Source organism: Nonomuraea cypriaca, assembly GCF_015645445.1.
In the GTDB taxonomy this organism is placed as follows: Bacteria; Actinomycetota; Actinomycetes; order Streptosporangiales; family Streptosporangiaceae; genus Nonomuraea; species Nonomuraea cypriaca.
On the sequence record NZ_JADOGI010000158.1, the window covers coordinates 1 to 25,265 of the forward strand.

General features: G+C 67.1%; 25 protein-coding genes and 1 pseudogene. 15 read left to right on the forward strand and 11 right to left on the reverse strand.

The window, feature by feature from the left end; translation table 11 throughout:
* The first annotated feature begins 334 nt into the window (after positions 1–334).
* Positions 335–1,402, forward strand: a complete 1,068-nt coding sequence (locus ITP53_RS37860) for an integrase core domain-containing protein (protein ID WP_195900280.1) — start codon at positions 335–337, stop codon at positions 1,400–1,402.
* A 307-nt stretch (positions 1,403–1,709) separates the two neighbouring features.
* On the opposite strand, the gene ITP53_RS60615 is transcribed toward ITP53_RS37860, so the two are convergent.
* Complete coding sequence (locus tag ITP53_RS60615; protein ID WP_328817082.1) at positions 1,710–3,902, reverse strand: helix-turn-helix transcriptional regulator; 2,193 nt, start codon at positions 3,900–3,902, stop codon at positions 1,710–1,712.
* Positions 3,903–3,999: 97 nt separating this feature from the next.
* Between ITP53_RS60615 and ITP53_RS37870 the strand changes: the two genes are divergently transcribed.
* The 4 genes from ITP53_RS37870 (at position 4,000) to ITP53_RS37885 (ending at position 7,597) form a co-directional block, all read left to right on the forward strand.
* Positions 4,000–4,221, forward strand: a complete 222-nt coding sequence (locus tag ITP53_RS37870; protein WP_195900282.1) for a hypothetical protein — start codon at positions 4,000–4,002, stop codon at positions 4,219–4,221.
* 65 nt (positions 4,222–4,286) lie between these two features.
* Positions 4,287–5,618 carry an NAD(P)-dependent alcohol dehydrogenase gene (locus ITP53_RS37875; protein ID WP_328817071.1) on the forward strand — a complete coding sequence of 444 codons (1,332 nt, stop codon included), beginning with the start codon at positions 4,287–4,289 and terminating at the stop codon, positions 5,616–5,618.
* Between the two features lie 136 nt (positions 5,619–5,754).
* Positions 5,755–6,504 carry a DUF4389 domain-containing protein gene (locus ITP53_RS37880; protein WP_195900283.1) on the forward strand — a complete coding sequence of 250 codons (750 nt, stop codon included), beginning with the start codon at positions 5,755–5,757 and terminating at the stop codon, positions 6,502–6,504.
* A 211-nt stretch (positions 6,505–6,715) separates the two neighbouring features.
* The gene (locus ITP53_RS37885; protein ID WP_207757016.1) at positions 6,716–7,597 is read left to right on the forward strand and encodes an SDR family oxidoreductase; all 882 of its coding nucleotides are present in this window, start codon (positions 6,716–6,718) and stop codon (positions 7,595–7,597) included.
* Positions 7,598–8,183: 586 nt separating this feature from the next.
* Here the strand turns inward: ITP53_RS37885 and ITP53_RS37890 are convergent.
* Positions 8,184–9,095, reverse strand: coding sequence for a transposase (locus ITP53_RS37890; RefSeq protein ID WP_236051590.1), 912 nt, complete (start codon positions 9,093–9,095; stop codon positions 8,184–8,186).
* 454 nt (positions 9,096–9,549) lie between these two features.
* Positions 9,550–10,020, reverse strand: a complete 471-nt coding sequence (locus ITP53_RS37895) for a hypothetical protein (RefSeq protein WP_195900285.1) — start codon at positions 10,018–10,020, stop codon at positions 9,550–9,552.
* Between the two features lie 179 nt (positions 10,021–10,199).
* Here ITP53_RS37895 and ITP53_RS37900 point away from each other — a divergent pair, with 179 nt between their 5' ends.
* The 3 genes from ITP53_RS37900 to ITP53_RS37910 are packed head-to-tail and all read left to right on the forward strand — an operon-like array spanning position 10,200 to position 12,079.
* Complete coding sequence (locus ITP53_RS37900; protein ID WP_195900286.1) at positions 10,200–10,985, forward strand: SDR family oxidoreductase; 786 nt, start codon at positions 10,200–10,202, stop codon at positions 10,983–10,985.
* 19 nt (positions 10,986–11,004) lie between these two features.
* Positions 11,005–11,718, forward strand: a complete 714-nt coding sequence (locus ITP53_RS37905) for a TetR/AcrR family transcriptional regulator (protein WP_195900287.1) — start codon at positions 11,005–11,007, stop codon at positions 11,716–11,718.
* Positions 11,719–11,722: 4 nt separating this feature from the next.
* Positions 11,723–12,079, forward strand: a complete 357-nt coding sequence (locus ITP53_RS37910) for a hypothetical protein (RefSeq protein ID WP_195900288.1) — start codon at positions 11,723–11,725, stop codon at positions 12,077–12,079.
* A gap of 346 nt (positions 12,080–12,425) precedes the next feature.
* Here the strand turns inward: ITP53_RS37910 and ITP53_RS37915 are convergent, their stop codons facing one another.
* A complete protein-coding gene (locus ITP53_RS37915) occupies positions 12,426–12,614 on the reverse strand; it encodes a hypothetical protein (protein WP_195900289.1) in 189 nt (62 codons plus the stop codon).
* 308 nt (positions 12,615–12,922) lie between these two features.
* Positions 12,923–13,495, reverse strand: coding sequence for a hypothetical protein (locus ITP53_RS37920; RefSeq protein WP_195900290.1), 573 nt, complete (start codon positions 13,493–13,495; stop codon positions 12,923–12,925).
* Positions 13,496–13,595: 100 nt separating this feature from the next.
* On the opposite strand from ITP53_RS37920, the gene ITP53_RS61760 reads away from it, so the two are divergent.
* The 6 genes from ITP53_RS61760 (at position 13,596) to ITP53_RS37950 (ending at position 17,720) form a co-directional block, all read left to right on the forward strand.
* Complete coding sequence (locus tag ITP53_RS61760) at positions 13,596–13,772, forward strand: hypothetical protein (RefSeq protein WP_236051597.1); 177 nt, start codon at positions 13,596–13,598, stop codon at positions 13,770–13,772.
* A gap of 62 nt (positions 13,773–13,834) precedes the next feature.
* A complete protein-coding gene (locus ITP53_RS37930; RefSeq protein WP_207757017.1) occupies positions 13,835–15,232 on the forward strand; it encodes a serine/threonine-protein kinase in 1,398 nt (465 codons plus the stop codon).
* Between the two features lie 401 nt (positions 15,233–15,633).
* Positions 15,634–15,993, forward strand: a complete 360-nt coding sequence (locus ITP53_RS37935) for a hypothetical protein (protein ID WP_195900292.1) — start codon at positions 15,634–15,636, stop codon at positions 15,991–15,993.
* A gap of 185 nt (positions 15,994–16,178) precedes the next feature.
* Positions 16,179–16,547, forward strand: a complete 369-nt coding sequence (locus tag ITP53_RS37940; RefSeq protein WP_195900293.1) for an ArsR/SmtB family transcription factor — start codon at positions 16,179–16,181, stop codon at positions 16,545–16,547.
* 28 nt (positions 16,548–16,575) lie between these two features.
* On the forward strand, positions 16,576–17,232 hold the full coding sequence (locus tag ITP53_RS37945) for an SRPBCC domain-containing protein (protein WP_195900294.1): 657 nt from the start codon (positions 16,576–16,578) through the stop codon (positions 17,230–17,232).
* Complete coding sequence (locus ITP53_RS37950; RefSeq protein ID WP_195900295.1) at positions 17,229–17,720, forward strand: SRPBCC family protein; 492 nt, start codon at positions 17,229–17,231, stop codon at positions 17,718–17,720. The genes ITP53_RS37945 and ITP53_RS37950 overlap by 4 nt, the downstream gene beginning before the upstream one ends.
* Positions 17,721–17,799: 79 nt before the next feature.
* Here ITP53_RS37950 and ITP53_RS37955 read toward each other — a convergent pair whose 3' ends face one another.
* From ITP53_RS37955 to ITP53_RS37965, 3 genes are read right to left on the reverse strand one after another with little or no spacing between them, the layout of a single operon-like run.
* On the reverse strand, positions 17,800–19,758 hold the full coding sequence (locus tag ITP53_RS37955; protein ID WP_195900296.1) for a hypothetical protein: 1,959 nt from the start codon (positions 19,756–19,758) through the stop codon (positions 17,800–17,802).
* A complete protein-coding gene (locus tag ITP53_RS37960) occupies positions 19,755–20,087 on the reverse strand; it encodes a helix-turn-helix domain-containing protein (protein WP_195900297.1) in 333 nt (110 codons plus the stop codon). The genes ITP53_RS37955 and ITP53_RS37960 overlap by 4 nt, the downstream gene beginning before the upstream one ends.
* Positions 20,084–21,211 carry a tyrosine-type recombinase/integrase gene (locus tag ITP53_RS37965; protein ID WP_328817079.1) on the reverse strand — a complete coding sequence of 376 codons (1,128 nt, stop codon included), beginning with the start codon at positions 21,209–21,211 and terminating at the stop codon, positions 20,084–20,086. Before ITP53_RS37965 ends, ITP53_RS37960 begins: the two co-directional genes overlap by 4 nt.
* A 444-nt stretch (positions 21,212–21,655) precedes the next feature.
* Here ITP53_RS37965 and ITP53_RS60625 point away from each other — a divergent pair, with 444 nt between their 5' ends.
* Entirely contained in the window at positions 21,656–22,813 is a 1,158-nt protein-coding gene (locus ITP53_RS60625) for an integrase core domain-containing protein (protein WP_207757018.1), read from the forward strand.
* Between the two features lie 99 nt (positions 22,814–22,912).
* On the opposite strand, the gene ITP53_RS37975 is transcribed toward ITP53_RS60625, so the two are convergent.
* From ITP53_RS37975 to ITP53_RS37985, 3 genes and pseudogenes are all read right to left on the reverse strand, one after another.
* The gene (locus ITP53_RS37975; protein ID WP_195900299.1) at positions 22,913–23,749 is read right to left on the reverse strand and encodes a HAMP domain-containing protein; all 837 of its coding nucleotides are present in this window, start codon (positions 23,747–23,749) and stop codon (positions 22,913–22,915) included.
* Positions 23,750–23,855: 106 nt separating this feature from the next.
* Entirely contained in the window at positions 23,856–24,653 is a 798-nt protein-coding gene (locus ITP53_RS37980) for a helix-turn-helix transcriptional regulator (protein WP_195900300.1), read from the reverse strand.
* 316 nt (positions 24,654–24,969) lie between these two features.
* Positions 24,970–25,265, reverse strand: a pseudogene (locus ITP53_RS37985) (hypothetical protein); the annotation flags it as partial.

Below are 25,265 nucleotides of genomic sequence, written 5' to 3' on the forward strand. Positions count from 1 at the left end.
TCGCGGGACATCTCCTCCAAGCCGGACACCGGAAGATCACATCATCATCCAGACAATCGATCAAAGTGACGGACAGTCACGCATCCAGCCGTATCGTCACCCGGTGCGCATGGCGTGAATGCTTACGGTACGGGATCGAGTGGCGGGCCCTGCCGATCGACTTCCCGCCGCATGAGGCGGTGTACGCGTTCCTCCTGCGCTGGTCCCGGCGGGGTCTGCCCGAGCGGCTCGCCGGGCGTGAAGGATGTCAATACTCCGTACACGGTTGTGAGCTGCGGGTTTGTCTTGGCTTCCTGGTCGGAGCAGTGGTCGGGGTCGGGCATGCTCGAGGCTCGTGACGCTCCGTCTCTTCTATATGATCTTCTGTCGCCTTGCGGGCTGGCTGATGCTGCTGGCCCGTAGCGACGCCTCCAAGAACATGGAGATCCTCCTACTGCGCCATGAGGTAGCAATCCTGCGCCGTCAGGTGGGTCGTCCGAGACTGTCGTGGGCAGATCGAGCGGTATTGTCAGCGCTGGCCCGCGGACTGCCGGCGGTGCTGCGCGCCCACCGGTTGGTGACGCCGGGTACCCTGCTGCGCTGGCACCGGCGTCTGGTCGCACGCCACTGGACCCACCCGAACCGAAGAATGGGACGACCTGCGACCGATCCGGCGGTCGTGGCATTGATCCAGAAGCTGGCACGGGAGAATCCGCGCTGGGGCTACGAGCGCATCCGTGGCGAACTGCGCCATCTGGGCCATCGAGTGAGCAGCGCGACGATCCGCCGAATCTTGAAACGAGCGCGGCATGGTCCGGCACCGCGACGGGCCGACGACCGCTGGCGAGATTTCCTCCGCACCCATGCTGCAAGCACGCTGGCTTGTGACTTCTTCACGGTGGACACCGTCACGCTGCGCCGGTTGTACGTCTTGTTCGGGGTGGAGGTCGGCACCCGGTTCGTGCACGTGCTCGGCGTCACCGCCCACCCTGATGGCGCATGGGCTGCCCAGCAAGCCCGTAACCTCCTCACCGATCTGCAAGACCGGCCCGGCGGGTTCCGGTTCCTGATACGGGATCGGGACACGAAGTTCACCAGCAGCTTCGATGAGGTGTTCACAGGCGACGACATCCACGTGCTGAAGATCCCACCGCGGGCGCCTCGCCCGAACGCATTCGCCGAGCGATGGGTACGGACCGCCCGCACGGAGTGCACCGACCGACTGCTGATCTTCGGCGAGCGGCACCTTCGTACCGTGCTGGACGAATACGCCGATCACTACAATCGCCACCGACCGCACCGCTCCCTCGGCCTCCGAGCTCCCACTGATCGCGACTCCGACGTGATCCCGCTGCCGACGGGCCGGATCGAGCGCCGCCAAGTCCTCGGCCGGCTGATCAACGAGTACCAGCGAGCTGGCTGACGAACGTGGTGCCATCATGAATGCGCAGGTCAGCGCCTTGGGCCGAGTTCTGACACCCTTCACGCGGATCCGGCAGATCGCTACTTTCACTGGAATGGGCTGAGAGCAGCGATCCGGCAAAGTAGCCCGCGGGAAGCCGTCAATCCTCGCTGCATCTCGACCGCGGCGCCTTGAGAGGGTGGCCCTACCGGGCTCCCTGGCGACTACCCGGACCGGACTCACACCAGGCAGGCGACGACGAGCTTCTGATCAGGTCATGGTCGCTGAACGATCACCTCCTCGATCTGTGGGCGCGCCGGCTGCCGTACTAGAGGAGGTGCAGGTCGCGTGCGGCCTGGATTGCGGCTTTGCGGTCGCCGACACCGAGTTTGCGGTAGATCGCGCGGCAGTGTGTCTTCACGGTGTTGAGCGTCACGTACAGCTCCGACGCGATGTCGCGTTGCGACATATTCGCGGGCAAGTACCGCAAGACGGCCATCTCCCGCTCCGTCAGTTGCTCGACGAGCACGGCGACTCTGCTGCCGCTCACCTCAGCGATGCCGTGGCGAGATTCGGTGCGAGTCAAGTATCGACCGGCAATGCCAGGGTCGGGGCACCGAGCGAAGACGGACCGGGCTTCTGCAAGGAGCGGTTGTCCGGCGGAATCACCCAAGCCGATGAGCGTGTCACCGCATGCCGTTAGGACGAAACCAAGCGCAAGATCGGTGGACGCCCGTCTGGCCAAGTTCAGAGCGTGCAACGCGTCCGCGTGAGCGCGAGCGGGGTCACCGCCGGTTCGCGCTCGAATCGCATACGCAGGTGCAACACCGTGGTAGGCGGCCAGCCCGAACTTTTGTGCAGTGTCGACTGCTGTGGACGCCGCAGTCTGAGCGCTCGCTGCGGAGTCGTCTTCGAACTCCACAATGGCCTGGTACACGAGGGCTAAGACGTGTGCTGTTCGGAACCGTTCGGCCGCGGCTTTCTCTGCCGCGAACCGCAGGGCCCGTCTGGCTTCGTCGGCCTGCCCCGCCCAGGCGTAGGCCGCGCCAGTAGCGGTCGCGAGATCGCACGAGTATGACATCAGTCGATCGGTCGCGGTCACCTGTCGAGCGGTGTCGAGCGCAGTAGCGACATCACCTCGGGCGAGCGAGATGTTCATCCGCAGGGAGATCGCCGGGGTCTGGTCGAAGCCCTCCGGCGCCACGTCGAGCATGATGCCGAGCCAATACTCCGAACGCGAATAGCTACCGCCGATGTATTCGCACCAGCCATAAAGCAGAGCGCACCACGTCATGGTTTTCGCCACGTCGCCAAGTTGTTCGAGGAAACCCCGGAGGGTTTCGATCTGGCCACTGGCAAGAAGCCGCGGTCCGTGGACGAGCAGGAGTTGGGCCGCTTCATGGACGTCACCGCCGGCAAGCCGATGGACGATTGCTTGGCCATGGTCGCCGTGGGATTCAAACCACGCCGCGGCGCGTGCGTGGAGGCCGGGTATCCGCTCCGGGAACGCTTGCTGTGCTTCGAGCCGAAGCAGATCGCGAAGGAGGTGGTGGTAGCGAAACCACATGCGGGTGCGGTCGAGACCGATCAGGAGTTGGTTCACGCTTGCGGTGTCGCTCAACCACTTCGCACCGCCGGCTGTGCCGGTGACGGAATCGACAAGGGCGCCACTGAGGTGTTCGAGGATCGATGTCTCCAGGAGGCGTTGGCGATCGTCCACATCAACCGCGACGAAGAACTCGTCGCGGAGATACTCGACAACGAGTTGATCGTCGCCCCGGAACGCTTCGATGAACTCGCTGGGGTCGGTAGCCCGTTCAAGAGACAGACCCGCGAGCACGAGTCCGGCAGCCCAGCCTTCGGTGCGGCCACAGAGCTGATCGAGAAGAGCTCGGTCGAGCGATTGCACCGCAGAACCGAGCAGACCGGATGCCTCGTCGGTGTCGAAACGTAAATCGGCGCCTCGAATCTCCGCGATCTGATCGCGTACCCGTAGCCGACCGAGCCGGAAGGGCGGATCGATCCGGGTGGACAGCACGATGGTGACCTGGTGCGGGCAGAGATCGATGAGGCGTTCCATGCCTCGCTGCACGCTGCCGTTGTCCATCAGGTGGTAGTCGTCGATGACGATAACGAGCGGGCTGGCGACTTCGGCGAGCGCGTTCACAAGAGCGGTTACAACGACGAGGTCGTCGCCATTCGAACCGACCACGACCGGCTTCAAGTCGCTTGCGGCGATCGGGTGAGCTTGCCCGATGGCTTCGACCAGGTAGGACCAGAACCGGGCCGGATCCGAATCGCTCTCCTCTGCCTGCAGCCACGCAACAGCTTCGGGCCGGCCGGCCAACCACGACGCCAGCAGGGTTGACTTGCCTGAGCCGGCCGGAGCGCTCACCAAGACCAAGCGGGCTTGGCCGTCGATGCCGGAGTCGAGGATGTCGTCGAGTCGGGACCGGCGAACAAGCTGACCGGGCGGCAGGGGTGGGCGCAGCTTGGTAGCCGCCAGGCTCATCCCCCACATCGCGGTCACTTTCAAGAACCTACAGCCTGGATCTCACCCGGGTGAGATGGCGAGCCGTGTGAGGCCGCGTCATGCCCCTCATCGTGATGATCGAGGCATGTCCCAGCCAACCACCTACGAGATCGTGATCCGAGGCCGAGTCAGCGCTCGGCTCCTGCGGCCGCTCCTCGACGACTTCACCATCGACCATGCAAGCGACGGCGTCACCCGGCTGGTCGGCAACATGGGTGACGCCGCTCACCTGCACGGAGTCTTGGCCCATCTGACGTCGGTCAACATCGAAGTGATCTCCATCGCGCCCCTCGACACCGCCCCGTAGAGCGAACCTCGAACCGACTCGTCCAGGCGGCCACCTCACCCACACAACACGCTCGGAGTCCGCCCGTGATCACGGTTTCAGTTATCACCAAGCAGTACGGCAAGCGAATCGCCGTCGAAGACATGACCTTCGACGTGGCGGCCGGTCGCATCAACGGGGTTCGTCGGCCCGAACGGTGCCGGGAAGTCGAACACCATGCGCGTGAGGTGATCGAGGTGTTGATGAGTCGGCGGATCTCGTCGACTGTCGGGTCGATCGACTCGGTTCTGGTGGGCCGGCGGCGGTCGAGGCCGGACTCGGCGGCGCAGGTGGCCCGGACGGCGCGCTTGAAGAAAACCATCATACGAAGGGAAGCGGTCATGAGATCTCAACGGCAGCACGCTGCGATGGGCGGCGACGGCAACAGTACGGCGACGGCGGGAAGCACGATGCGGGCGATCGTGCAGGACACCTACGGCTCGGCCGAGGTTTTGCGCCTCGCGCGGATCATCCGACCGAAGGTCGCCGACAACGAGGTGCTCCTGCGAGTACACGCGGCAGGTCTGTCCCGCGGCAGCTGGCATCTGATGACAGGCCGGCCGTATCTGCTCCGCCTCGGCTTCGGAATCCGCCGGCCGAAGAACCCGGTGGCCATGGGAGATGTCGCCGGCACGGTCGTCGCGGTCGGTTCGGCGGTGACCAGGTTCTCCGCCGGAGACGAGGTGTTCGGTTTCGGGAAAGGAGCTTTCGCCGAATACACCGCCGCCCGGGAGGACAAGCTGGCCCGCAAGCCGGTGAACGCCACCCTCGAGCAGGCCGCGGTGGTTCCGGTCTCGGCGATCACCGCCCTGCGGGCTGTATGCGACGTCGGCAATGTCCAGCAGGGGCAGAAGGTATTGATCACCGGTGCGTCGGGCGGCGTCGGCAGCTACGCCGTGCAACTGGCCAAGGCCTTCGGCGCGCAGGTCACCGGCGTGTGCGGCACCACGAAACTCGACCTGGTGCGATCCCTGGGTGCCGACCATGTCATCGACTACACCCGCGACGACTTCGCCGACGGCGTGCACCACTACGACCTGATCGTCGACATCGCGGGAAACCCCGGCCTGTCACGGCTGCGCCGTGCGCTCACGCCCACCGGGACGGCTGTCCTCGTCGGCGGCGAGGAAGGCGAAAACTTGACAGGAGGCATGGGCCGGCAGCTGCGAGCCCTGGCCCTGTCACGGTTCGTGGGCCAGCGGCTGACTGGTTTCATCCCCAAGGAGAGCTCGATCGACCTCGAACGGCTCACCGATCTCATCGAGGCGGGCAAGGTGACGCCGAGTATCGACAGAACCTACCCGCTGGACCAGGTACCGGAGGCCATGCGCCACCTCGCAGCCGGGATGGCACGAGGGAAGGTCGCCATCACAGTCTGAGCGAACGCCGACGTTCCCCGCCTACATCGCGGTGCGGAAAGCCTCATCAACATGTGAGGCGCACACCATAGCGGAGGTCGTGCGATCTCTGCCCCGCCGACGCTGACAAGAGACGCCGACAAGAGAGGAAGCGACCATGAGTTCGACGATCCCGTTGACCACGCGAGCCCCCACGCCCGAGGACCGGCCGTACCCGATCCGGGTGCATGCCCGGCCGGACGGCCCCCTGTCCCGCTGGCTGTGGTTGGTGAAATGGCTGCTGATCGTGCCGCACGCGCTGATGCTGGTCCCGTTATGGATCGGCTTCTGGCTGCTCAGCCTCGTCGCGCTGGTCGCGATCGTGGTCACCGGCCGGTACCCGCGGTCGATCTTCGAGTTCAATGTCGGCGTGCTGCGGTGGAGCTGGCGGGTGGGCTACTACGCCTACTGTGCGCTGGGCACCGACCGCTACCCGCCGTTCACGCTGGCGGAGGTTCCCGGCTACCCGGCCCGGCTGGACGTCGAGTACCCGGCGCGGCTGCACCGCGGTCTCGTCCTGGTGAAGTGGGTACTGGCTGTCCCGCACATCCCGATCCTCGGGATCCTGTTCGGCGGCGGGCTCAGTTGGTGGGCCGGCGGCCAGGCATGGGTCTGGGGCGGCGGCGGTGTGGTCGGAGTGCTCGTCCTGGTCGCGGGGATCCTGCTCGCAGCCGCCGGCCAGTACCCCCGGCCACTGTTCGACGTCATCCTCGGGATGAACCGCTGGGCGCTGCGGGTCGCTGGCTACGCTGCTCTGATGACCGACCGATACCCGCCCTTCCGGCTCGATCTCGGCGGTGACGACCCCGGCGGCCCCGCCGCCCCGAGCGGAGAGCCGGCCGTTCGCTCCGACCCTGGCAGACTCTGATCACTTCTGGATCGCCCAGGAGATCTACCTGGCCTTCCCGCTGTCCGTATTGACGTCCACGCTGAAGATCGTCGTCTACCGCCGCTTCTGATGGCCAAGCTGACGAAGGTCACCAATCGCATCCGAGCACTCAGGTTCGCAGCCCGGCGCTGCGCGGTGACGACCCTCTCGGTGATCCAGCCGGTGCCACATACACCGAAGGAGCACGAACATGGAACAGATCCACAACGGGCCGATGGCCGGCAGGACAGTGCTGGTCACCGGTGGCACCGCAGGCATCGGCAGGGCGACCGCCCTCGGCCTGGCCACGATGGGTGCGCGCCTCGCGATCATCGGCCGGGACCGAGGGCGCACCGAGGGCGCGGCTCGCGAGATCCGCGCAGCCGGCGGCGGGCAGGTGGACGTGTTCGTCGCGGACCTGTCCTCCCAGTCGCAGGTACGGCGGCTGGCCGGCGAGGTGCTCCAGAGCCTTTCCCGGATCGATGTGCTGGTCAACAACGTCGGGGGGTACTGGAACACCCGGCACGTCACCGCTGACGGGCTCGAGCGCACCTTCGCCCTCAACCATCTTGCGCCGTTCCTGCTCACCAGCCTGCTCCTCGACCGGCTGACGCAGAGCGCCCCGGCCCGCGTCGTCACGGTCTCTTCCAACGCGCAGGCCATGGGGCACATCGACTTCGACGACCTCCAGGGTGAACGGTCCTACTCCGGCGCACGGGCCTACAACCAGTCCAAGCTCGCCAACGTCCTGTTCACCTACGAGCTGGCCAGGAGGCTGCAGGCCACCTCCGTCACCTCCAATGCGCTGCATCCCGGCGTGGTGTCGACATCTTTCGGAGCCGAGGACCCCGGCCGCGTCCAGCGACTGTTCGCCCCCTTCATGCGGCCTTTCATGAAGGCCCCGGCCCAGGGCGCCGCCACGTCCGTTCACCTGGCGTCCGCTCCCGGTCTTGAGCAGGTGACCGGCGGCTACTTCGCCAACGGCAAACCCAAAAGATCCTCTAAGTGCAGCTACGACGAGGCCGCTGCGGCCCGGCTCTGGCAGGTAAGCGCCGATCTGGTCGGCCTGACCGCTCCAGCGACCACTTCGTGATCACGTGGTTGGCTGCGCGGCGCTTGAAGTGGCAGGCATGGGTGACCGCTTGGGCCCCCGCCCGCTCGATCGCCACGGCCCGCACGCAACGGTGCTCCCGATGCCGTGCTCTTCGACCGCGGACGCCACAGGGTGAACAACGCTAGATCGTTAGTGTCTCGGTCGACGAGTCGACGGTCGATATTGGACCATTCGGGTTGGTCGGGGACATTTCGTGGACATCTCCGACCGTGGTGAACACGTAAAAGGACGGCGACCCCTTACGTTGAGCGGTACCGGTCCTAGCTTGTCTTTTAACCTCTGACCTGGTGCTGGTGGATCAGGTCATCACCGGGGGTGGCGTGGGGCTGGGCCGGAACATGATCCTTTGGGGCGTTCCGGGTCCGGCCTTGGTGGGTTTGGGAACAGTGGCGGGGGTGCCGAGCAGGCGCTGGATGTTGCGAAAGCCTCGGCGCACCCGTCCGGGAGTGAGCGGCCGCTCTGGGGCTGGGGCTTTCTCCCAGGGGCGGCGCAGGTCTTCGGCCAGGTCACGGGCGAGGGCGAGCTGGGTGAACGCGGCCATTACCAAGCAGACCCACCGGTCGGTCTACTCGGGGGTGCGCAGCTTGGCGGCGATGAGGCCGAGGGTGCCTTTGCCGAATTTGAAGGTGTGCTCTTCGTCGAAGCGGGCCAGGTAGGCCCGCCAGACCTCATCCAGGGCCAGGATGGTGGGTCCGGCATGCCACAGCCACATGCTGGTGGGTGGGGTGCGGCCGTCGGGCAGGTGCTCGACCTGGACGCGGACCAGGTTGCCCTTGATGATGGGCAGGTCGCCGTCCCAGCCGGCGAAGTAGGTGCGGTCGCCGTGGACTTTCGGGTGGACGTGCCGCCAGCAGGCCAGGCGCACGGTGCCGTAGCGGCTGGTGTCGGGCAGGAGAAGTTCCTCGTCGGGTTCGGGCTGGGGATCGTCGACGCACTTGATCCGCTGCCCGAACTTGCCGGGCCGCCCCACCTTGCCGGGCCAGGTGAGCGGGTCGCGGTAGTAGACGTTCTTGGCCGGCAGCCGGACCACCAGGTGCACGTTCATACCGGTCAGCGCGGTGGTCAGCGCAGTGGCCGGGTAGCCCGCATCCAGGACCGCGACTGGGGCGGGCAGCGCGCCTGCGGCCTGCCCGGCCGTTTGCAGGCGGCCGATCAGCGCACGGATCTGCTCGGCGGTGACGGCCAGACGGGTGCCGTGGGTGGTGCGGGCCACGTCCACCAGCGCCGTCCACGCCGAGCGCAGTTGCCCAAGGGCGGCGACGAATTGGTACTCCCAGCCCGGGATCGTCTTGCAGGTGCCGTCACAGCGGCAGGCGTCGTGGTGCACATGCCAGCGGCCCGGCGAGCACTCGGCGTCCGGCCGGGGGTACGGGGTCGCGTCGATCGCGAAGCGTGGCCGCGCGCCTCGGGGCAGGCACGCCTCAGTCACGGCGCGAGCCTGATCCGGCGCCAGCACGGCCAGTGCCTCGGCCAGCATCTCCGCGTCGGCAGACGCGCCGTGAGCAGGTCCCCGGGCTGCTCGAGCGGTACCAGCTTCGGAGGAGCAGGCTCACCGGGCAACTGGGCGCGGTGGTCAAAGAACTGGCCGGGCGCCGGCGAGAGGATGCACGGGGAGGCTCATAGCCTCGATCCTGTACCGAAACCCGGCTCTGTGACGGCTGTTTTTACGACATTGATTCCGGTCGGGGTTTCGGACGCTTCCGAGAGGTCGACGACCACCCTCGAAGCCAATTTTTGATCTTGTCCGTTACTGAGGACTTCCGGACACAAAGATCACCATCACGCAACGCACCCGCCAGCAGCACCCCGGCTACCAGACCCCGAATCCAGCCCACCTGCATCCGCACCAGAAACCTCGTCAACGGCCCCCAGAACACCCCCGCCGACCTCGCACGGAAGGGCTAAACGAGGGCTTCGTTCCAATGCAGGTCCTACCATTCTTCCAGGAGAGGCTCGATGCGGGAGTCCCGGGCGACGGCGTCGACCCATGCCCAGCTGTAGGGCAGGTAGGCCGCCAGGTCCAGACCGTGCTCAGGGTTGTCGTCATCGACGTGGCGCATGCCGATGGTGACCACCACGACCAGGTGAGCCCCCAGGCCGGCCAGTGTCGGACCCGCGGACTCCACGCCCTTCCACCGGGTCCATGCGGCCTGTTTGGTGAGGGCGGCCGGCCGGCCGATCGCCAACCGGCTCGTCCCTGCCCGGCGGGCGTTGCCCACGATCGTGGTCTGCACCCGGGCCGCCGCGCGGCGCACCTCATCAGCGGCGTCCAGCGCCTCCTCGTGCCGTCCGACCCGGGTGGCAGTCATCTCCGCGCTCACATACCGATCGAACTCATACGCCCAGAACCCGGGATCCTGCCGGTCGTAACTGAACTGCTGGGGAACTGCCTCGTCACTCATGATGCGTATCGCTCCGCACACTCAACGTAATCGTCAGAGTCTTTGACGGTCGGGCCCAGCTCGTTCCCGGCCCTCTGAGGACGAGCCCCCGGAGACCGCACACGAGGGCGGGCAGTATTAATAAACCGATTGACGGTCTATCATTGACTGCAGATGTTACGACGAGGGACGGCTGTGCGATGAGAGTGCTGGTTACGGGCGGTACGGGTGTGCTGGGTCGCGTGCTGGTGCAGCAGCTGGATGGCCTGTCCGAGGTCCGGGTGCTGAGTCGGCGAGCGCCGCAGGGGGCGGGGTTTGTGCGGGGCGACCTGGAGACAGGCGAGGGGCTCGCCGACGCGGTCGATGGTGTGGATGTGATCGCCCATTGCGCGAGTGCGGCTGATTACTGGCGGCCCAGGCGCGATGTCGCCCAGACTCGCCGGCTGGTGGGGGCGTTAGGGGACGCGCGTCCGCATCTGGTGTACGTCTCGATCGTGGGTGTTGATCAGGCCTCTTTCGGGTTTCTCCGTGCGAAGCTGGAGGCCGAGCGCGTGGTCGAGGAGTCGGGGTTGCCGTGGACCGTGCTGCGGGCCACCGAGTTCCACGATCTGCTTCTGATGTATTTGATGCGGCTGGCGAAGGGCCTGGTCGCCGTTGTGCTGCGCGGGTCGTTGCTCCAGCCGGTCGATGTGGGCGAGGTCGCCGCGCGGATGGCGACGTTGGTCCTGGGGCCGCCGGGTGGTCGGGTGCGCGAGCTCGGTGGGCCGCGGGTGGAGAGCATGGAGGACCTGATGCGCGCCTACCTCGCCGCGGCGCGCCAGCGACGCCGGGTCGTCACGATTCCCGTGCCGGGCAGACTCGGCGCGGGTTTCGGCATCGGTGACCACTTGCTGACCGACGACGACCGCGGCACCGTGACCTTCGATGAGTACCTGCGCTCACGCGTCGACGCTGACGGCCTCATCTCACATCCCTACACCCCTTGAAGGGCATATGGCTCGGACGGTGAACGTGGAGGCTCATGCGCGCCGCCGCGATGAGTTCCTCGACGCTGCTCAACGGCTGATCGAGTCTAACGGCTACGACCAGATGAGCATCCAGGATGTGCTGGAGGACGTGGGCACTTCCCGGGGGGCGTTCTATCACTACTTCGGATCGAAGCATGAGCTGCTGCTGGCCGTGGTGGAACGCTTCGGCCAGGCACTGGCGGCCTTCCTCACGCCGATTGCCGTCGACCCCGAGCTGTCGGCCACCGAGCGGCTACGCAAGGTCTTCGCCGCGTTGACCGTGCGCAAGGGCCAGGAGCACGAGGCGCTCGTGAGCACTCTGCGGGTCTGGTACTCCGACGGCAATGTCCGGGTCCGCCAGAAGGCCCGAGTGGGGATCATCGATCACCTCACGCGTTTGCTGCAGGTCATCGTCGCGCAGGGTGTGCGCGAAGGCGTATTCGTGATCTCCGATCTCGAGATGACCAGCCGTGTCGTGGCGACTCTGCTTCAAGACCTCAACGACGAGCTCGCCGACCAGGTCTACGTCAATGAAGTCCCCGCCGTTGAGCGCATCTTCGCCGCTTTTACCTGGGCCATCGAGCGGATTCTGGGTGTGCCTGAGGGGTCGGTAGCGCTCGTTGACACGACGATTCTGTGTGCCTGGTTCGACCCGGACCAGGAGCAGACCGCCGACAGTACCCAGCCGTCGGAAACAAACCGGGAGAGGTAAGCCCATGGCGAGGTTCAAGACCATGCGGGCAATTGGATTGGCTGCCGCAACGCTCGTCGTGTTCGTGGTCGTTATGGCCATGGGCGGGGCGTTGCAGGCTGGGCTCGCGCCATGGCCGGGCATCGCTGTCGCCGTCCTGGCAATCGCTGCGTTCGCGGTGCCTCGGGAGCGCAGATCCTTGATCGTCGCAGCACTGCTCGCGGCGAGTGGCATCGTCGGCGTCGTCTATGCCTTGATCAGAACAGACTTCTTGGCGGCCGCCTCGTTTCCTGGCCCGATCTTCGGAATCATCCTTGGAGTTCCGATAATCGGATTAGCCGTGGCAGAAGCTGCTGGGGCTGTACGGGGACGAACGGCCTAGGCCGGGCCGGCCGCCCGCCTCGGGCGCGTGATCCGTTTTCTACGACGCCTGGCGGCTCTACTCCATCACGCGCCTCAACCCACCACCTGCCTGGGCGGGCGGATCTGGAGCGGATGCTGATCGTCGGTGTTGAGTGGGGTACCGATGGCGTGCGGAGAACGCTTAGGTCGGAGAACGCTTAGGTCGGGGCCAGAGCCACGCGGGTGTTGGGTGAGCAACAGTTCTTGAGTTGAGTTCGCTAGAGCTCCCCTAACTTCCCCCCACCTGGCCTGCGAGCTGGGTCTTCTCACGTTCGCCGGATGGATCACGACCACCTGAAGTAGCTTCACTCTCCGCGAAACAACAGTCACTGGAGTGACGGAATAGCGGCTGGGGTGAAGTCGGGAGGTGCGGGTAGGCGCTGGCAGTCGTACGGGATCTGCGCGAGCACCACGTCGGACACCGCACCATCATCAAGGCGCTCGCCTGCGCCGACCCGCCCAAGCGAAAGAAGATCCACCGCGAGCCCGCTGGCCTGACCGGACTCCACGACCACATAGACACGATGATCGAGACGAACCCTCGGATCACAGTCGCAGCGATATGGACACGCCTCGCCGACGAATACGGCAGCGCCGTCGCCTACCCGACCCTCCGCGCCTACGTCACCAGCCTCCGCGGGCAGGACAACACCGGGCAAGATTAACTGAGACAAACCCGCGTCGACGGCACCCAGACCTGAGACAGGACACAAACTGACTACGCATGAAGCTCGACCGCACCAAGGTCGAGGCCGAAGAGGCAGAGCAACTCCCCGATGGAGTCGTCGATGTGGATCTGTACCGTGAGCTGGGCAGCGCGTGATCAGCGGTCAAGCTCACGCATCTCGGTTCGAGCCTTGCGCAGCTTCTCGTACGCCTTCTTAGCCTTCTCGGCTTCGGCCCGTCCGTCGTACCAGGAGGTTTGTAACTTAGGGAGCCACGCGCTGATCCTGTCGGGATGCTTGAAGAGGTACACCACCGTGGAGATGACGTCTGCGCCACTTACGCCAGACGTAACCAGCTCCATCGTGAGTGGAGAGTTCATCGATACATGCCGAAGCCGTATCGACGCCAGGTCGAGGTCCCTACGCTGGACCACACCCTCCACAGACTGCCTCAGATCCTCCTTGTCTGCTATGAGAATATACAGATCCTCAGCAGCCCTATGAGGGATAGTCCGCTGTCCTGGTGACGACCGAGCCTCCACGATCGTCTCGTAGATCTTCCACCCGACGTTGACAACGTCAAGAAGGGTGCTCAACGCCGAAACGAGATCCAGAACTTCGACGAGGGACGGCCCACCTGACGTCAGAGCTTTCCCACCGTCTGGGCGATCGATGACTACCTCTAACCCCTTTTCGGCGCGGCTACGGCTACCTACAACGAACTCCGTCACAGTTTCCGAAGCCTAGTTCGTTGAGCGGGGACTGTACGGTTTTCGGCTCTGTCCCGTAATCGGTGGTGGCGTTGAGTCATCTTCATTGCAGCAGGATGCGGTGGCGCAGAAGGTCGAACCCGGCACGGCCGTGCATCTGCCGCATGATCCTCTTCGTGCGGGTGTTCACGCCTTCGGTCCGGCCGTTGTGGTGCGGAAGGGTGAGGGCGGCGTTCACGGCGTCGCGGTCGAGCCCGCGGCAAGCACCGATCACCAGATATCAGCACTGTTTCTGTGATTGCGGGCGGCCCGAAGATCGGGAAGGCTGACCGCATGGATGCTGACGGCAGGACCACGTCTATGAGGGCCGTCGGCCCCTACACCCTCGTCCGGCGGCTCGGCGAAGGCGGTATGGGCGTGGTGTATCTAGCGAGTGATCCCTCGGGGCGGCGTGTCGCGCTGAAGGTGATGAAGCCGGACAAGGCACTCCAGCAGGAGTTCCGGCGGCGTTTCGAACAGGAGGTCGAGGCGGCCCGGCGGGTGGCACGGTTCTGCACCGCGCCCGTGCTGGATTCCGGGGTGGACAACGGGCTAGCGTACCTCGTGACCGAATACGTTAAAGGTCCCGACCTGGCTGCCGTGGTCGAGGCGCAGGGGCCGCTCGCGGGCGCCAACCTGGAGGCGCTCGCGGTCGGTGTGGCCACCGCCCTCGCCGCCATTCACCAGGCCGAAGTGATCCACCGCGATCTCAAGCCCTCCAACATCCTGCTCAGCCCCCTCGGCGGACCCCGCGTCATCGACTTCGGCATCGCTCAACTCGCCGACACCCTGGGCACCCAGTCGTTGATCGGCACACCCGCCTACATGTCACCGGAGCAACCCAGAGGAGAGCGGGTGAGCACCGCGAGCGACGTGTTCGCCTGGGGCGGCGTGATCACCTATGCGGGGACCGGCAGGCCGCCCTTCGGCGTGGGCGGCGCCGCTGAGCTGATGTACCGGATCGTGCACGATGCGCCAGGGCTGGACGGCCTGGACAACCGGCTGCGTCCTCTCGTGGAGCAGGCGCTGGAGAAGGATCCCAGCCGCCGTCCTTCCGCACAGCAGTTGCTGGACCGGCTGCTCGGCCGGCAACAGGTGACGGTCCAGAGCGCCACTGAAGTCGTCGAGGACATTTGGACTCCTGTCGACGGGGCCGGGGCGATCATCGCCGCTGAGGCCTTGCGTCGGCGGCGGCGGCGATGGATCCCCGCGGCCGCGGTTCTGGGCGCCGTCGTGGTGACGGCGGCGATATTGCTCGTCGTGTTGTGGCCGGGAGGGCTGGGCGGTCGCTCGTCGCAGGGCAGCGCGCTGGCTCAGCGGGACGTGCCGAGGAACGGCTACAACCTGCAGGTGCGGATCGACTCGCTGAGCCGCGACAGCAAGACCGTGACACTGGAATGGTCGGTGAAGTTCGTTTCCGCGAACGCCGCGGGCGGCAGGTGGGAGCCGGGCTCCGCTTTCGGGAAAAACGAGATGGTCCCCACCTACAGCACCGATGCCGTCGTTCTCATCGATCCGGCCACCGGCGGCAGGCATGCCACCGCGAGCAATGACACGGGCTGCCTCTGCTCGGACCTGCGCGGCCGGGCGTGGACGAGCGGCGAGACCGCGTCCTTCTACAACGTCTTCACCGACGTGGCTCCGGCGGCCGAGGAGGCAAGCGTGGACATCCCCGGCATCGGCCTCTTCTCGGGGATCGCGATCGAGACCCGGCAGTGACACCGTACTGAGATGACGCCCGGCCTTGGGCCACCGGAGTTCCCGCTGGCAGAACTTGCAGCCGTGCTGAAAATCATCATGGGAAATGGGACGCGTCTCACGAGCCCAAGGTCATAGCGTGCCGACCACCGAGATCAACACCACAGCTCGGCGATCTTCAAACACCTCCACGTGCGGAAAACGGGCTAGTGTCCAGGTTTTGAGTTTCGTCGTCTAAAGAAGGGATGGCGCGCAAACCACGACGTGCGCTCGTGTTGAGCGCGGACGAGCGACGGATGTTGCAGGGGTGGGCCCACTGTATCGAACACGTGTACGGCTGGCATAGGGCTGGGTTGTCATGCCGGGTCCGGTGTTTCTCCAGACCCCGGCGGTGACGCCTGCGTACCGTGAGGGCGTTTGCCATGGTAATCCGGCCTGGGAGGTCCTGGTGGCACGTCCGGGAGCATCGGGCGCCGGCGCAGTACCGCACGCAGTGGCGGGCAGGGCGGCCGCGCCGGCTGCTGGTACGGCTGGCACTGTCGGTGGCCTCCTTCGCGGTGGCGGCCTGGGCGTGGAGCTGGTGGGTGGGGTTGGCGGCCGCCGCGGTGGCGGCGGCGGCCGACACGTTCCAGCGCTGGCGGGTGCATCCGCCGGCGGCGGCCTGGCGCAAGGGCGCGCGGGCCACGGCGCGCCGGCTGCGTGCGCTGGAGCTGGCCGGGTACGCGGTGCTGCATGACCGGCAGCTGCCGCGGTCGAAGGCGAATATTGGTAACTGCGGCTAACAGAACCTGCGGAATGAGTCAGGTTGTTCTTATCGGAGTGAACGGGACCAGCATCTGGCGCCTGGCGCCGACATGGGGGCAGCCTGTAGCAGCAGGACGTGATGCGCGTCGGCTTGTGTGAACGCCAGTGCGACGCTAAGAATCAGCGATGTGTTATATAAGCAAAGTCCGGTATAGTCGCTGTCGTGCACGCCTTCGACATACTCGGTGACCCCGTGCGCCGACGCATTCTGGAGCTGCTCGCCGACGGTGAGCAGACCTCCGGGGCAATCACGGAGATCATCCGGGCGGAGTTCGCCATCTCCCAGCCGGCTGTCTCCCAGCATCTGCGCGTGCTGCGTGAGAACGGGTTCGCGTCGGTCCGGGCTGAGGGGGCTCGTCGGTTCTACGCCGTGGAGGCCGGGCCGTTGAGCGAGGTTGACGCGTGGTTGGACCGGTTCCGCAGGTTCTGGGACCAGCGACTCGACGCACTGGAGACCGAGCTCGCCCGCGGCAGGCGTATTACCCGGAAACCCGCCAACGACGAGCCCGGCAGGCCCAACGAAGAAGCGTAGGCACGAGGGGTTCCCTACCGAACGGAGCATGACGATGAAGGATGTACTCGACGAACTGTCCGCGGCCCGCCGGAAGATGGGCACGGCGACCCTGCCCGCCGGTGAGGCCTACACGATGGAGCTGAGGCGTCGCTACGACGCGTACCTCGATGACGTGTGGGACGCCATCACCAACCCCGAGCGACTGAGTCGCTGGATGAAGCCGGTCACCGGCGACCTGCGCCTCGGCGGGGCATTCGAGCTGGACGGCGGCGAGCATGGCGAGATCCTCCGGTGCGAGCCGCCGCGCTTGCTGCGGGTGTCCTGGATGTTCGGGCCCGGCGCGGACGAGTGGCCAGGCACGAGCGAGGTCGAGGTGCGCCTGTCTCCTGGCTCGGCCGGGGACACCGAGTTCGAACTGGTCCACGCTGCGGCCGTCGGAGAGCCCATGTTCCCGACCTACGGTCCCGGTGCCGGCGGCGTCGGCTGGGACCTGCATCTCCTCACCCTCGCCAGCTTCCTGGGCGACGGCGAGGTTCTTGACCACGAGGAGTTCAGGGCATCGCCCGCCGGACGCGAGTTCAGCCGGCGCAGCGCCGCCGCCTGGGGCGAGGCTCACCTGGCCGGCGGCGGCGAACCGGGCCACGTCGCGGCCGCGGTCGAGGCCACCACCGCGTTCTATCTGCCCACCGGGGACGCGCGATGAAGTACGCCACCTCGCTTGAGATCGCGCTGCCTCGCGACGAGGTGCTCCAGCTGATCGCCGACCCCGCGCAGACGCCGAAGTGGCTGCGTGGCTTGGTGCTGCACGAGACGGTGAAGGGGGTGCATGGCCAGGTCGGCACCACCTCGCGCGTCGTGTTCCAGATGGGCAAGCAAAGGATGGAGGCCACCGAGACCATCACGCGCCTGGAGCCAGCGGACCTGCATGCAGTACCCAGCTCGGTCGTCGTGCACTACGAACGCGAGATTGCCGCCGAGGGCATGTGGCAGGCCCAGCGCGACCGGCTGATCGAAACCGGTCCGGACGCGACGCTGTGGGAGAGCGAGAGCGAGTTCCGGTTCGAGGGGTTGCTGATGCGGCTGGTGGGGCTTCTGATGCCCGGCGCCTTCCGCAAGCAGTCGGAACAGCACATGCAGGACTTCAAGCGTTTCGCCGAGCAAGGCAAGGACGTCCGAGAAGAGACGGACTGATCTGCCGTCACGCTCGGCGATGGCCATGTAGGCGGGTTCTGTGCGGTGGACGATGAGGACATGATCTTCGAGGAAGAGGCTATCGAGACGTCGACTTGGCGGGGACGGTTGCGGCGTATCGGGCCCAGTGGCCGCCTTCCTGGGTCCAGGCGGTGGCGGTCTCGGGGCTGATTCCCAAGAGCTCCGTGAGAACCGCAGCGGGCAGTTGTGTAGAGAGTCCTATGCACTCGAGGAAACCGCGGGCGTCGTAGCGGGTCGTGGTTCCGCCGTCGATCCACTCGTCCAGGTGAACCTTGGTGCAGTGCTGGAGGTCGGTGCCATGTTCGCCCAGCCAGATGAGCAGGGCGACAGCGGCGCGGATGCTGGCCCGGACCGCTGTCGCCTGGGTTGAGGTGACCGGCTTCTTCGCGGCCTGGCGCCGAAGGCGCCGCAGGTGGTGCCAGGTCGCGAAGCGCCGGACGAGCTTGCGTTCGCCGTCGTCCGGGACGGCCTCGGTCGCCGAGGCGATCCACTGTTCCAGGGCCGCGAACCGTTCGTCGCGTGCGGGCAGGACACCGGCGGTGACCAGGGCGGCCCGCAGGAAGGCCACGGACTTGTTCGGCAGGAGCGCGTCCAGGCCCTCGTGGGTGGGCGGGCAGGTGCCGTCCGCGAGCGCGTCGAGGATCGTGCGGGCACTGGGCCGTTCCAGCCAGCTCAGTCCGGCCTTTGCCCCGCCGGCGACGAGGACGTCGTGGACCGGCTGGAGGCCGGGGCGCATGGCACCGTCGCGGGAGAGCGCTTGGCGGACCTGCTGGTCATGGACGCAAGAGTGGCAGCGGCCGTAGCTGTGCAGATACTCGACCGTCCCGCAGAGCCGGCAGGGGTTGAAGGAGATCGGGTTCTTCTGCCAGCAGGTCTCGCAGAGGTGACCGTCCTCGGTCCGGGCCGCGGCGTGCTTGTTCTTGCCGCAGCCCAGGCAGGTCCGGCGGGCGCGTGAGCAGGTGTCGCAGCGGGGCATCCCGGTCGCGGCCCGGTAGCAGCGTCGCGGCCCTTTGCCGCAGAACGAGCAGATCCGCAGGGTCGGCCGGAAGCAAGCGCGACAGAGGGGACCGTCCTTGGTCCGTCGCCCGATGGGACGGACCCGGTCGCAGAGAACGCAGGTGATCACCCGGTCGGCCTCGTGACGCATGCAGACCGAACACAGCGGGGTTCCGTCTTCGCGGCGGGTCGCGACCGCCCTCTCCTTGCCGCAGTGTCCGCAGGGCGCGGAGTTGGACTTGCGATAGCACGTCAGGCAGCAGCGACTGCCGTTCAGCACATGGGAGAGCGGTCGGACCTCGCCGCAGCAGGGGCAGGCCGGGGCGGTGACCGAGACGCCGGCGTCGGTGAGCGCGGTGATGAGCCGGGCGGCCCGCGCGGACCCCTTGGCTCCCTCGCCGGTCAGCAGGCCCGGCGTGTCCTCGATCTTCCAGAGCAGCCGGAACATCAGATAGACGTTGCCGACCGGCGCGACGGACTCGACGGCCCGGCGGACGGCCGCGGGATCGGCGTCCTGGGCGACGGCGTTGACGGCCGCGGTGATCAGGTCGACCGGGTCGCCGTCGGGCAGTGTGAAGCAGTCGCGGCAGATCGCCTCGCCGGTGCGGGTGCGGCGATAGATCCGGGCCGGCCGGGAGCACTCGACACAACTCAGTGACGAGGCGCGGATCCTGTGGTCGCAGGGCTGGCAGATGCGCTTGCCGTCGGCCCGCAAGCTGGTCAGCTTCTTCGTGCTGCCGCATTCGGGGCACTTCGGCAGGACGGCCCGGCGCGAGCCGTGCGCGAGCAGGGCCCGGACGAAGTCGCCGATCACGGCCGGGCCTTCGGGATGGCCGGACATCAGCAGGTCCGGGTCGTCGGTGAGGGCGCGGGCCAGGCGGCGGCGCTTGGCACGGGACGCGGCGGCATCGGCGACCGCCTGGCGTACGACTTCCTCGGCCAGGTCCGGCTCGATGCCGGCCATGACGGAGACGACGATGTCGTCCGGTTCGGGCAGCGGAACAGCAGGTGCAGTGGTCATTTCTCCGGGCCGGTGATGCGTGCCCGCTTCGGGCGGAAGGTGCCGATGCCCGCCTCGGTGCCGTCAGCCGTGCGCTTGGAGCGGGTGGCCTTGGCGGCGACGGTCGGCCTGATCAGGTCGTCCATGGGACAGCCGAAGATGTCGATCAGGGCCATCAGGACCTTCAGGCTCAGCCGTTCCGGCTTCTCCGTCACCAGCCGATAGACCTGGCTCGTGGACAGCGTCACCCCGCGCTCGGCCAGCAGCGGCTGCAGGGCCGCCGTGGTGAACATGCCCTGCTCGGCCATGATCTCGCGCAGCCGCCAGGTGTAGTCCAGCTTGGCCGTCATCCGGTGCCTCCCCAGTCCGCGTCCCGTTCGAAGGCCCGGTCCAGGGCCTTGCGCATCATTGTGTTCATGAAGTCACCGCTGACCGCCGTGTAGATGGCCGTCGTGCTGGCGTAACGGTGCCCGACCTGGTCCTGCACGAATTTCGGGTCGGCGCCGTCCTCGATCTGGTGCGTGACGTGACTGTGGCGGAGCGAGTGCGGAGTCAGCTCGGGCGGCAGGCCGATCGCGTCGCGGTAGGAAGTGAAGCGGTCGTTGACCTCGCGCGGCTGCAGACGGCCCCCGCGTTCGGTCAACCACAGAGCCGGGTGGTCCGGGACGCCGAACCGCGGACGAATGTTGACCACGTAGTCCTCGACGGCCTCCACCGCCCACGGCATCACGCTGGCGACGTTCCGCCGCCGCGGCGGAGAGCCCTTCGTCGCCTTGCCCCAGCGGACCTGCAGCATCCCGTACCGGCCCAGCTCAGGCGCCGCCGCGTTGCGGTGGAAGTCCACCAGGCCGAGCTTGCAGCCCTCGTTGCGGCGCAAGCCCCAGCCGTAGAGCACCTTGAACAACGTCGCGTCGCGGTAGGCGGCCAGGGCGCCTTTGCGGCGGCTGCGGGCGGCGACGTCGATCCGGTCGTCGCAGTAGTCGAAGAACTTCTGCAGTTCCTCCCGGGTGAACGGCCGCCTCTCGCCCTGGCCTTCGTAGTCGGTCAGGTGCTGGACGGTGTTCCACTCGTGGCAGATCTGCACCGGGTGCGTACCGAACCGCTTCTCGCACTCGGCCGCCCACTCGTAGGCCGGGCTGATCAGGAAGTCGCAGAACAGCCGCACCGTCAGCTGGTAGGACCGCAGCGTCGAGTGGGACAGCCCCTTCTCGCTGATCAGGGACACCATCCACTCGTCCATGTGCGCGGCCGTCCAGTTCCACGGGTACTCGTTCGTGAACGTGGCGAACCGGCGCAGCTGCCCGTCGCGACCCTTGACCGTCTTCTTGTCGAGCCGCCGGCCACCCCGCTGCTGCTTAGCGAACCCGCTGAGCATCGCCTCGAAGACCGCGTCCTCGGGATGCAGCAGGGCAACCCCGTCCACCAGCTCCAGCCGGGCCGCACCCGCTATAGGCGGTCTTGCACCGTTCGACACCCCACACATCCTTCCCGCTGAGTGCACGAATCTTGCATCAGACGGGAAGTTCCTAGCAAACTTGCATGTCACAGGCTTGGTGTACGGTGGCGAGCAGGCGGGGCATTGTCCGAGATCGGCGGCTTGCGGCCCTTCGGATCGTGCATCAGATGCAATACCGCGCAGTTGGACCACCTGGTGATCGGCCGGGGCGGCGTGGTCGTGGTCGACTCCAAGCGTAGTTGGTCTTCCAGCGGTTCGCCCGGTTAGACGCCGCCCGCAACAAGGACACCGGCGGCACCGGCCTGGGCCTTGCCATCGCCCGGCAGATCGCCGAGACCAGCGGGGGCACTGCGCCTGCCGAAAATTACATCTGCCCAGGTCATGACCATGTGAGGACTTCGCGTGGCGGCGCGAACTTCGGCCACCCAGGAGACGGAAACGCGTGCGGCAGGATGATCAGTCGTGCTCCTTCGCCTGGCCTACCTCACCGTCACGAACGCCTTCGCCGCACTGCGGTTGCTGCCCATGGGCGATCGGGACAAGGACGTCGAGATTCTCGCCCTGCGCCACCAGATCACCGTCCTTGAACGCCAACTCGGCGCCGACACCAGAGTGAGATTCGCGCCTGAGGACCGAGCCTTTCTCGCTGCGCTCCTGACCTCGCTGCCCCGCGAGGTCCTGCGCCGACTGCGGCTCCTCGTCCGGCCGGACACCGTCCTGCGCTGGCACCGCCATCTGATGAAACGGCGTCACGCCCGTGCCTGCCGGCCGAAGCGGCCGGGGCGCCCGCCCACGGTCCGCTCCATCCGCGCTCTCGTCCTGCGCCTGGTCCGGGAGAACCCCGGCTGGGGATATCGGCGGGTGCATGGTGAGCTCGCCACACTCGGCGTCAAGGTCGCGCCGTCCACGGTCTGGGAGATCCTCAAGCAAGAAGGCCTTGACCCGGCACCCCAGCGGGCATCCACCACGAGGGCCGACTTCCTGCGCTCGCAAGCCCACGCTCTGCTGGCCGGCGATTTCATCGAGACCGTCACCCTGAACGGGCAGCGCCCGTACATCCTGGCCGTCATCGAGCACGCCACCAGGCGCATTCGCGTGCTGGGCACCACCGCTCACCCGACCGCCGGCCGGGTCGTCCAGGCGGTCAGGAATCTCGTGATGGACTTGGAAGATGCGGGCCGCCGGGCGCGCTTTCTGACCCGAGACCGGGATGGGCAGTTCCCCGCCCTCATGGACGAGATCCTCGCCGACGCAGGTATCCAGACCGTACTTACCGGTATCCGGATGCCACGAATGAACTCGATCATGGAGCGATGGGTGCAGTCCTGCCGCCACGAACTCCTGGACCGCTGCCTGATCTGGAACGGACGCCACCTGCGGCACGCCCTACGCGAGTACGAACTGTTTTATAACCGGCACCGAGCCCATCAAGCCCTGAACCAAGCCGCCCCGCTGCGTACCGTCATGGACCCGATCACGGGCCCCGAACGAATCATCGACCTCAACATACGCCGACGAGACTCGGCGGCATCCTCCACGAGTACTCACATGCCGCTTGACCTGCACGGATGGAGTTTTCGGCAGGCGCAGTCCACTAACGCAATCCCGTGTAGCGGGTGACAGCAGTCTTACCGGAACTCGCCGAGTAGCTTGCCGCTGTCCATTTCAACTCCATTTATAGATAAATATCCGTTCCCCCAGGAACGGCCGGTCCAGTCCTTACGGCACGGCGGCGGTCGCCGTGCGCGCTTTCGAGGCTTTGTGCTTGCTGTTCCGCGCGAGCTCGGCGGCTTCTGCGGCGGGTCGCGCGGGTTCACGGCACTGCCCGGCCGCGGGCTCGCGGTGCGAGTGGCGCGGCTCCCCTCCTGCGGCGGGCTGCGGGACGCGTGCCTCCAGCGCGGCGAGGCGGCGCCGCTGCCGCAAGACCTCCTCGTCGAGGCGGGCGAGGGCTCCGTTGGCGGTATGGGCCAGCTCGGCGAGCTCGCCGTGCCCGGACGGGACCGGGAGGCGGCGGCTCAGGTTGTCCAGGGTGATCTGCGCCAGCTGGGCGCGCATGGCCTCGACGGGGCGCAGCGCCCGGCCCACGACGGCCCAGGTGCCGGTGCCGGCACCGGCGGCCAGCGCGAGCACCAGGCCGGCCAGGAGGTATTCGAGGCGATGGCCGCGGAGCACGCCGGGAATGTCGCGGGCGGCCAGCACCACCGGGGTCGAGCCCGAGAGGACGGCCACCACCATGTACCGGCCGTCGGACACGTGTTTCACCGGGTCGTCGGGGGTGGGGCGGAGGCTCGTGAGCGGGGCCCGGCCACGGGCGGCGGCGCTGGTGGCCAGGACGGTGCCGTGGTCGTCGATGATCTGGATGAGGCTCACGTCGCCGGAGGCGGGCAGCGGGTCGGGAAAGGCGGCAGACGGGGCGGTGCGCGCGGCGGCGATCCACTGGCCGGCCACGTCCTCGGCCTGCGCGTAGAGGTGTTCAGCTGCGATGTGGCGGACGGCCAGGCCGGCGGTGGCTCCGAGCGGGGCGAGGACGACCAGTGCCAGCAGTGAAACGATCACCGTGCAACGCCCGCGGACGGATCGAGGGCAGTGGATCACGGTCACGGTTCTCCTTTCGGAATCAACGCCCGCTGGGCGACGGCATCCCTGATAGTGATGACTCGGCTCAGATCGTTGTGACGGCGAGGCTGCCCAGAAGCGCGAGCGCGTGCTCGGACGGGCTGTCGCGTTCGGTCTGAAAGACGATGAGCTGATGGCCGGGCAGGCGCTGCACGTCGAACACGTCGCAGAGCAACGTGACGTCGCCGATCTCGCGATGGCGCATGCGCTTGAACCGGTGCGCGTCGGTGACCAGGTCGTGCCCGGCCCACAACCGGCGGAAGTCACGGCTCTGCTCGGACAGCTCGCCGACCAGCGCGGCCAGCTCGGGATCGTCGGCCCCGGTCCGTACCGCGTGCAGGGAGTCCGTCGCGGCGCCGGCGATGTGGTACCACTCCTGGAAGAAGTCCGGCGCGGCCGGGTCCAGGAACACCAGCCTGAAGAGGTTGTCGGCGTGCTCCAGCCCGTCCAGCAGCGCCGTGCCCAGGCAGTTGGCGGCCCGTACGTTCATGAGGCGGTCGCAGAGCAGGGCGGGCGTGTCCGTCCAACCGTCGATCAGCCGCCGCAGGTGGGGGCTGACCGGTTTGCCCGCGGCCCCCTCCGGTCCGGGGCACAGCAGCGGACGGGCCAGTGCCCACATTTGCTCTCTCGCGGGGGGCTTCAGCTGCAGCACCCGGGCCAGGCGTCCGAGGGCCCGTTCGGAGGGACGGCGTTCCGTCCCGTCCTCCAGGCGCGTGTAGGCGGCGGTGCTGATCCCCGCGAGCATGGCCACCTCCGCCCTACCCGGTCCGCGAGAGAAGCAGACGGACGCCAGGGCCTCACGACGGGTGCGGAGGAAGTCACCAAGAAGCTTACTGCTGTCCATTTCGTCACCGTATGTCGGATCCTAGAGTCCAGGGTGACCGTGCGGCACCCAGGAACCCCGGGTTTGAATCCGCACGTCAGCGGGCAACGCGCAGGAGAAAGGCGAGCGGGCGAGGGCGCCATCGACGACCCACAGCCATACGTGCGCCGGCCCGCGAAACGGGCGAGGCGCTGATGTAGGTGAGCACCTCCCGCCAGTCCTGACCCACCCTCTGACACCCTTCAACCTGAAGAGCGGCGGGCATGGTCAGCAAAGGCGCTGCCGCACATCTCAACCCTGCCGCTTCCTGGCCATCGCGCCCCGAGTTCCGATAACGCTACCGGTCTTCTGATCCCCGTTGGCCAGTAACGTTGTGGCCGTGAGGGCCGCGGGTGTGCAGATGGCCGACGGTGGCGGCAAGTAGGGAGCAGCCCCAGAGCAGGAAAACAGGGTACGTTCCGGCGAAGCCCCAACTGCCGTCGAGGGCCTCGGTCCCGCCGTCGGGCGCGCATATGGGAGTGAACCCGAAGGCCAGGCATGTCGTCATCATCGCGCCGTACTGGCCCACCAGCAGCCCGACCGCCGCCGCGGGGACCACGGCGAGCACGCGTGGCACCGGTCGGCCCCCCACCC

What these genes read in the sequence shown, in the direction of transcription:
- ITP53_RS37955 (WP_195900296.1), bottom strand. Translation starts at nt 19,758, where the DNA reads ATGACCACTGCACCTGCTGTTCCGCTGCCCGAACCGGACGACATCGTC.
- ITP53_RS37885 (WP_207757016.1), top strand. Translation starts at nt 6,716, where the DNA reads ATGGAACAGATCCACAACGGGCCGATGGCCGGCAGGACAGTGCTGGTC.
- ITP53_RS37945 (WP_195900294.1), top strand. Translation starts at nt 16,576, where the DNA reads ATGACGATGAAGGATGTACTCGACGAACTGTCCGCGGCCCGCCGGAAG.
- ITP53_RS37880 (WP_195900283.1), top strand. Translation starts at nt 5,755, where the DNA reads ATGAGTTCGACGATCCCGTTGACCACGCGAGCCCCCACGCCCGAGGAC.
- ITP53_RS37890 (WP_236051590.1), bottom strand. Translation starts at nt 9,095, where the DNA reads ATGCTGGCCGAGGCACTGGCCGTGCTGGCGCCGGATCAGGCTCGCGCC.
- ITP53_RS37870 (WP_195900282.1), top strand. Translation starts at nt 4,000, where the DNA reads ATGTCCCAGCCAACCACCTACGAGATCGTGATCCGAGGCCGAGTCAGC.
- ITP53_RS37980 (WP_195900300.1), bottom strand. Translation starts at nt 24,653, where the DNA reads ATGGACAGCAGTAAGCTTCTTGGTGACTTCCTCCGCACCCGTCGTGAG.
- ITP53_RS37900 (WP_195900286.1), top strand. Translation starts at nt 10,200, where the DNA reads ATGAGAGTGCTGGTTACGGGCGGTACGGGTGTGCTGGGTCGCGTGCTG.
- ITP53_RS37895 (WP_195900285.1), bottom strand. Translation starts at nt 10,020, where the DNA reads ATGAGTGACGAGGCAGTTCCCCAGCAGTTCAGTTACGACCGGCAGGAT.
- ITP53_RS37960 (WP_195900297.1), bottom strand. Translation starts at nt 20,087, where the DNA reads ATGACGGCCAAGCTGGACTACACCTGGCGGCTGCGCGAGATCATGGCC.
- ITP53_RS37950 (WP_195900295.1), top strand. Translation starts at nt 17,229, where the DNA reads ATGAAGTACGCCACCTCGCTTGAGATCGCGCTGCCTCGCGACGAGGTG.
- ITP53_RS37935 (WP_195900292.1), top strand. Translation starts at nt 15,634, where the DNA reads ATGGTAATCCGGCCTGGGAGGTCCTGGTGGCACGTCCGGGAGCATCGG.
- ITP53_RS37930 (WP_207757017.1), top strand. Translation starts at nt 13,835, where the DNA reads ATGAGGGCCGTCGGCCCCTACACCCTCGTCCGGCGGCTCGGCGAAGGC.
- ITP53_RS60615 (WP_328817082.1), bottom strand. Translation starts at nt 3,902, where the DNA reads ATGTGGGGGATGAGCCTGGCGGCTACCAAGCTGCGCCCACCCCTGCCG.
- ITP53_RS37910 (WP_195900288.1), top strand. Translation starts at nt 11,723, where the DNA reads ATGGCGAGGTTCAAGACCATGCGGGCAATTGGATTGGCTGCCGCAACG.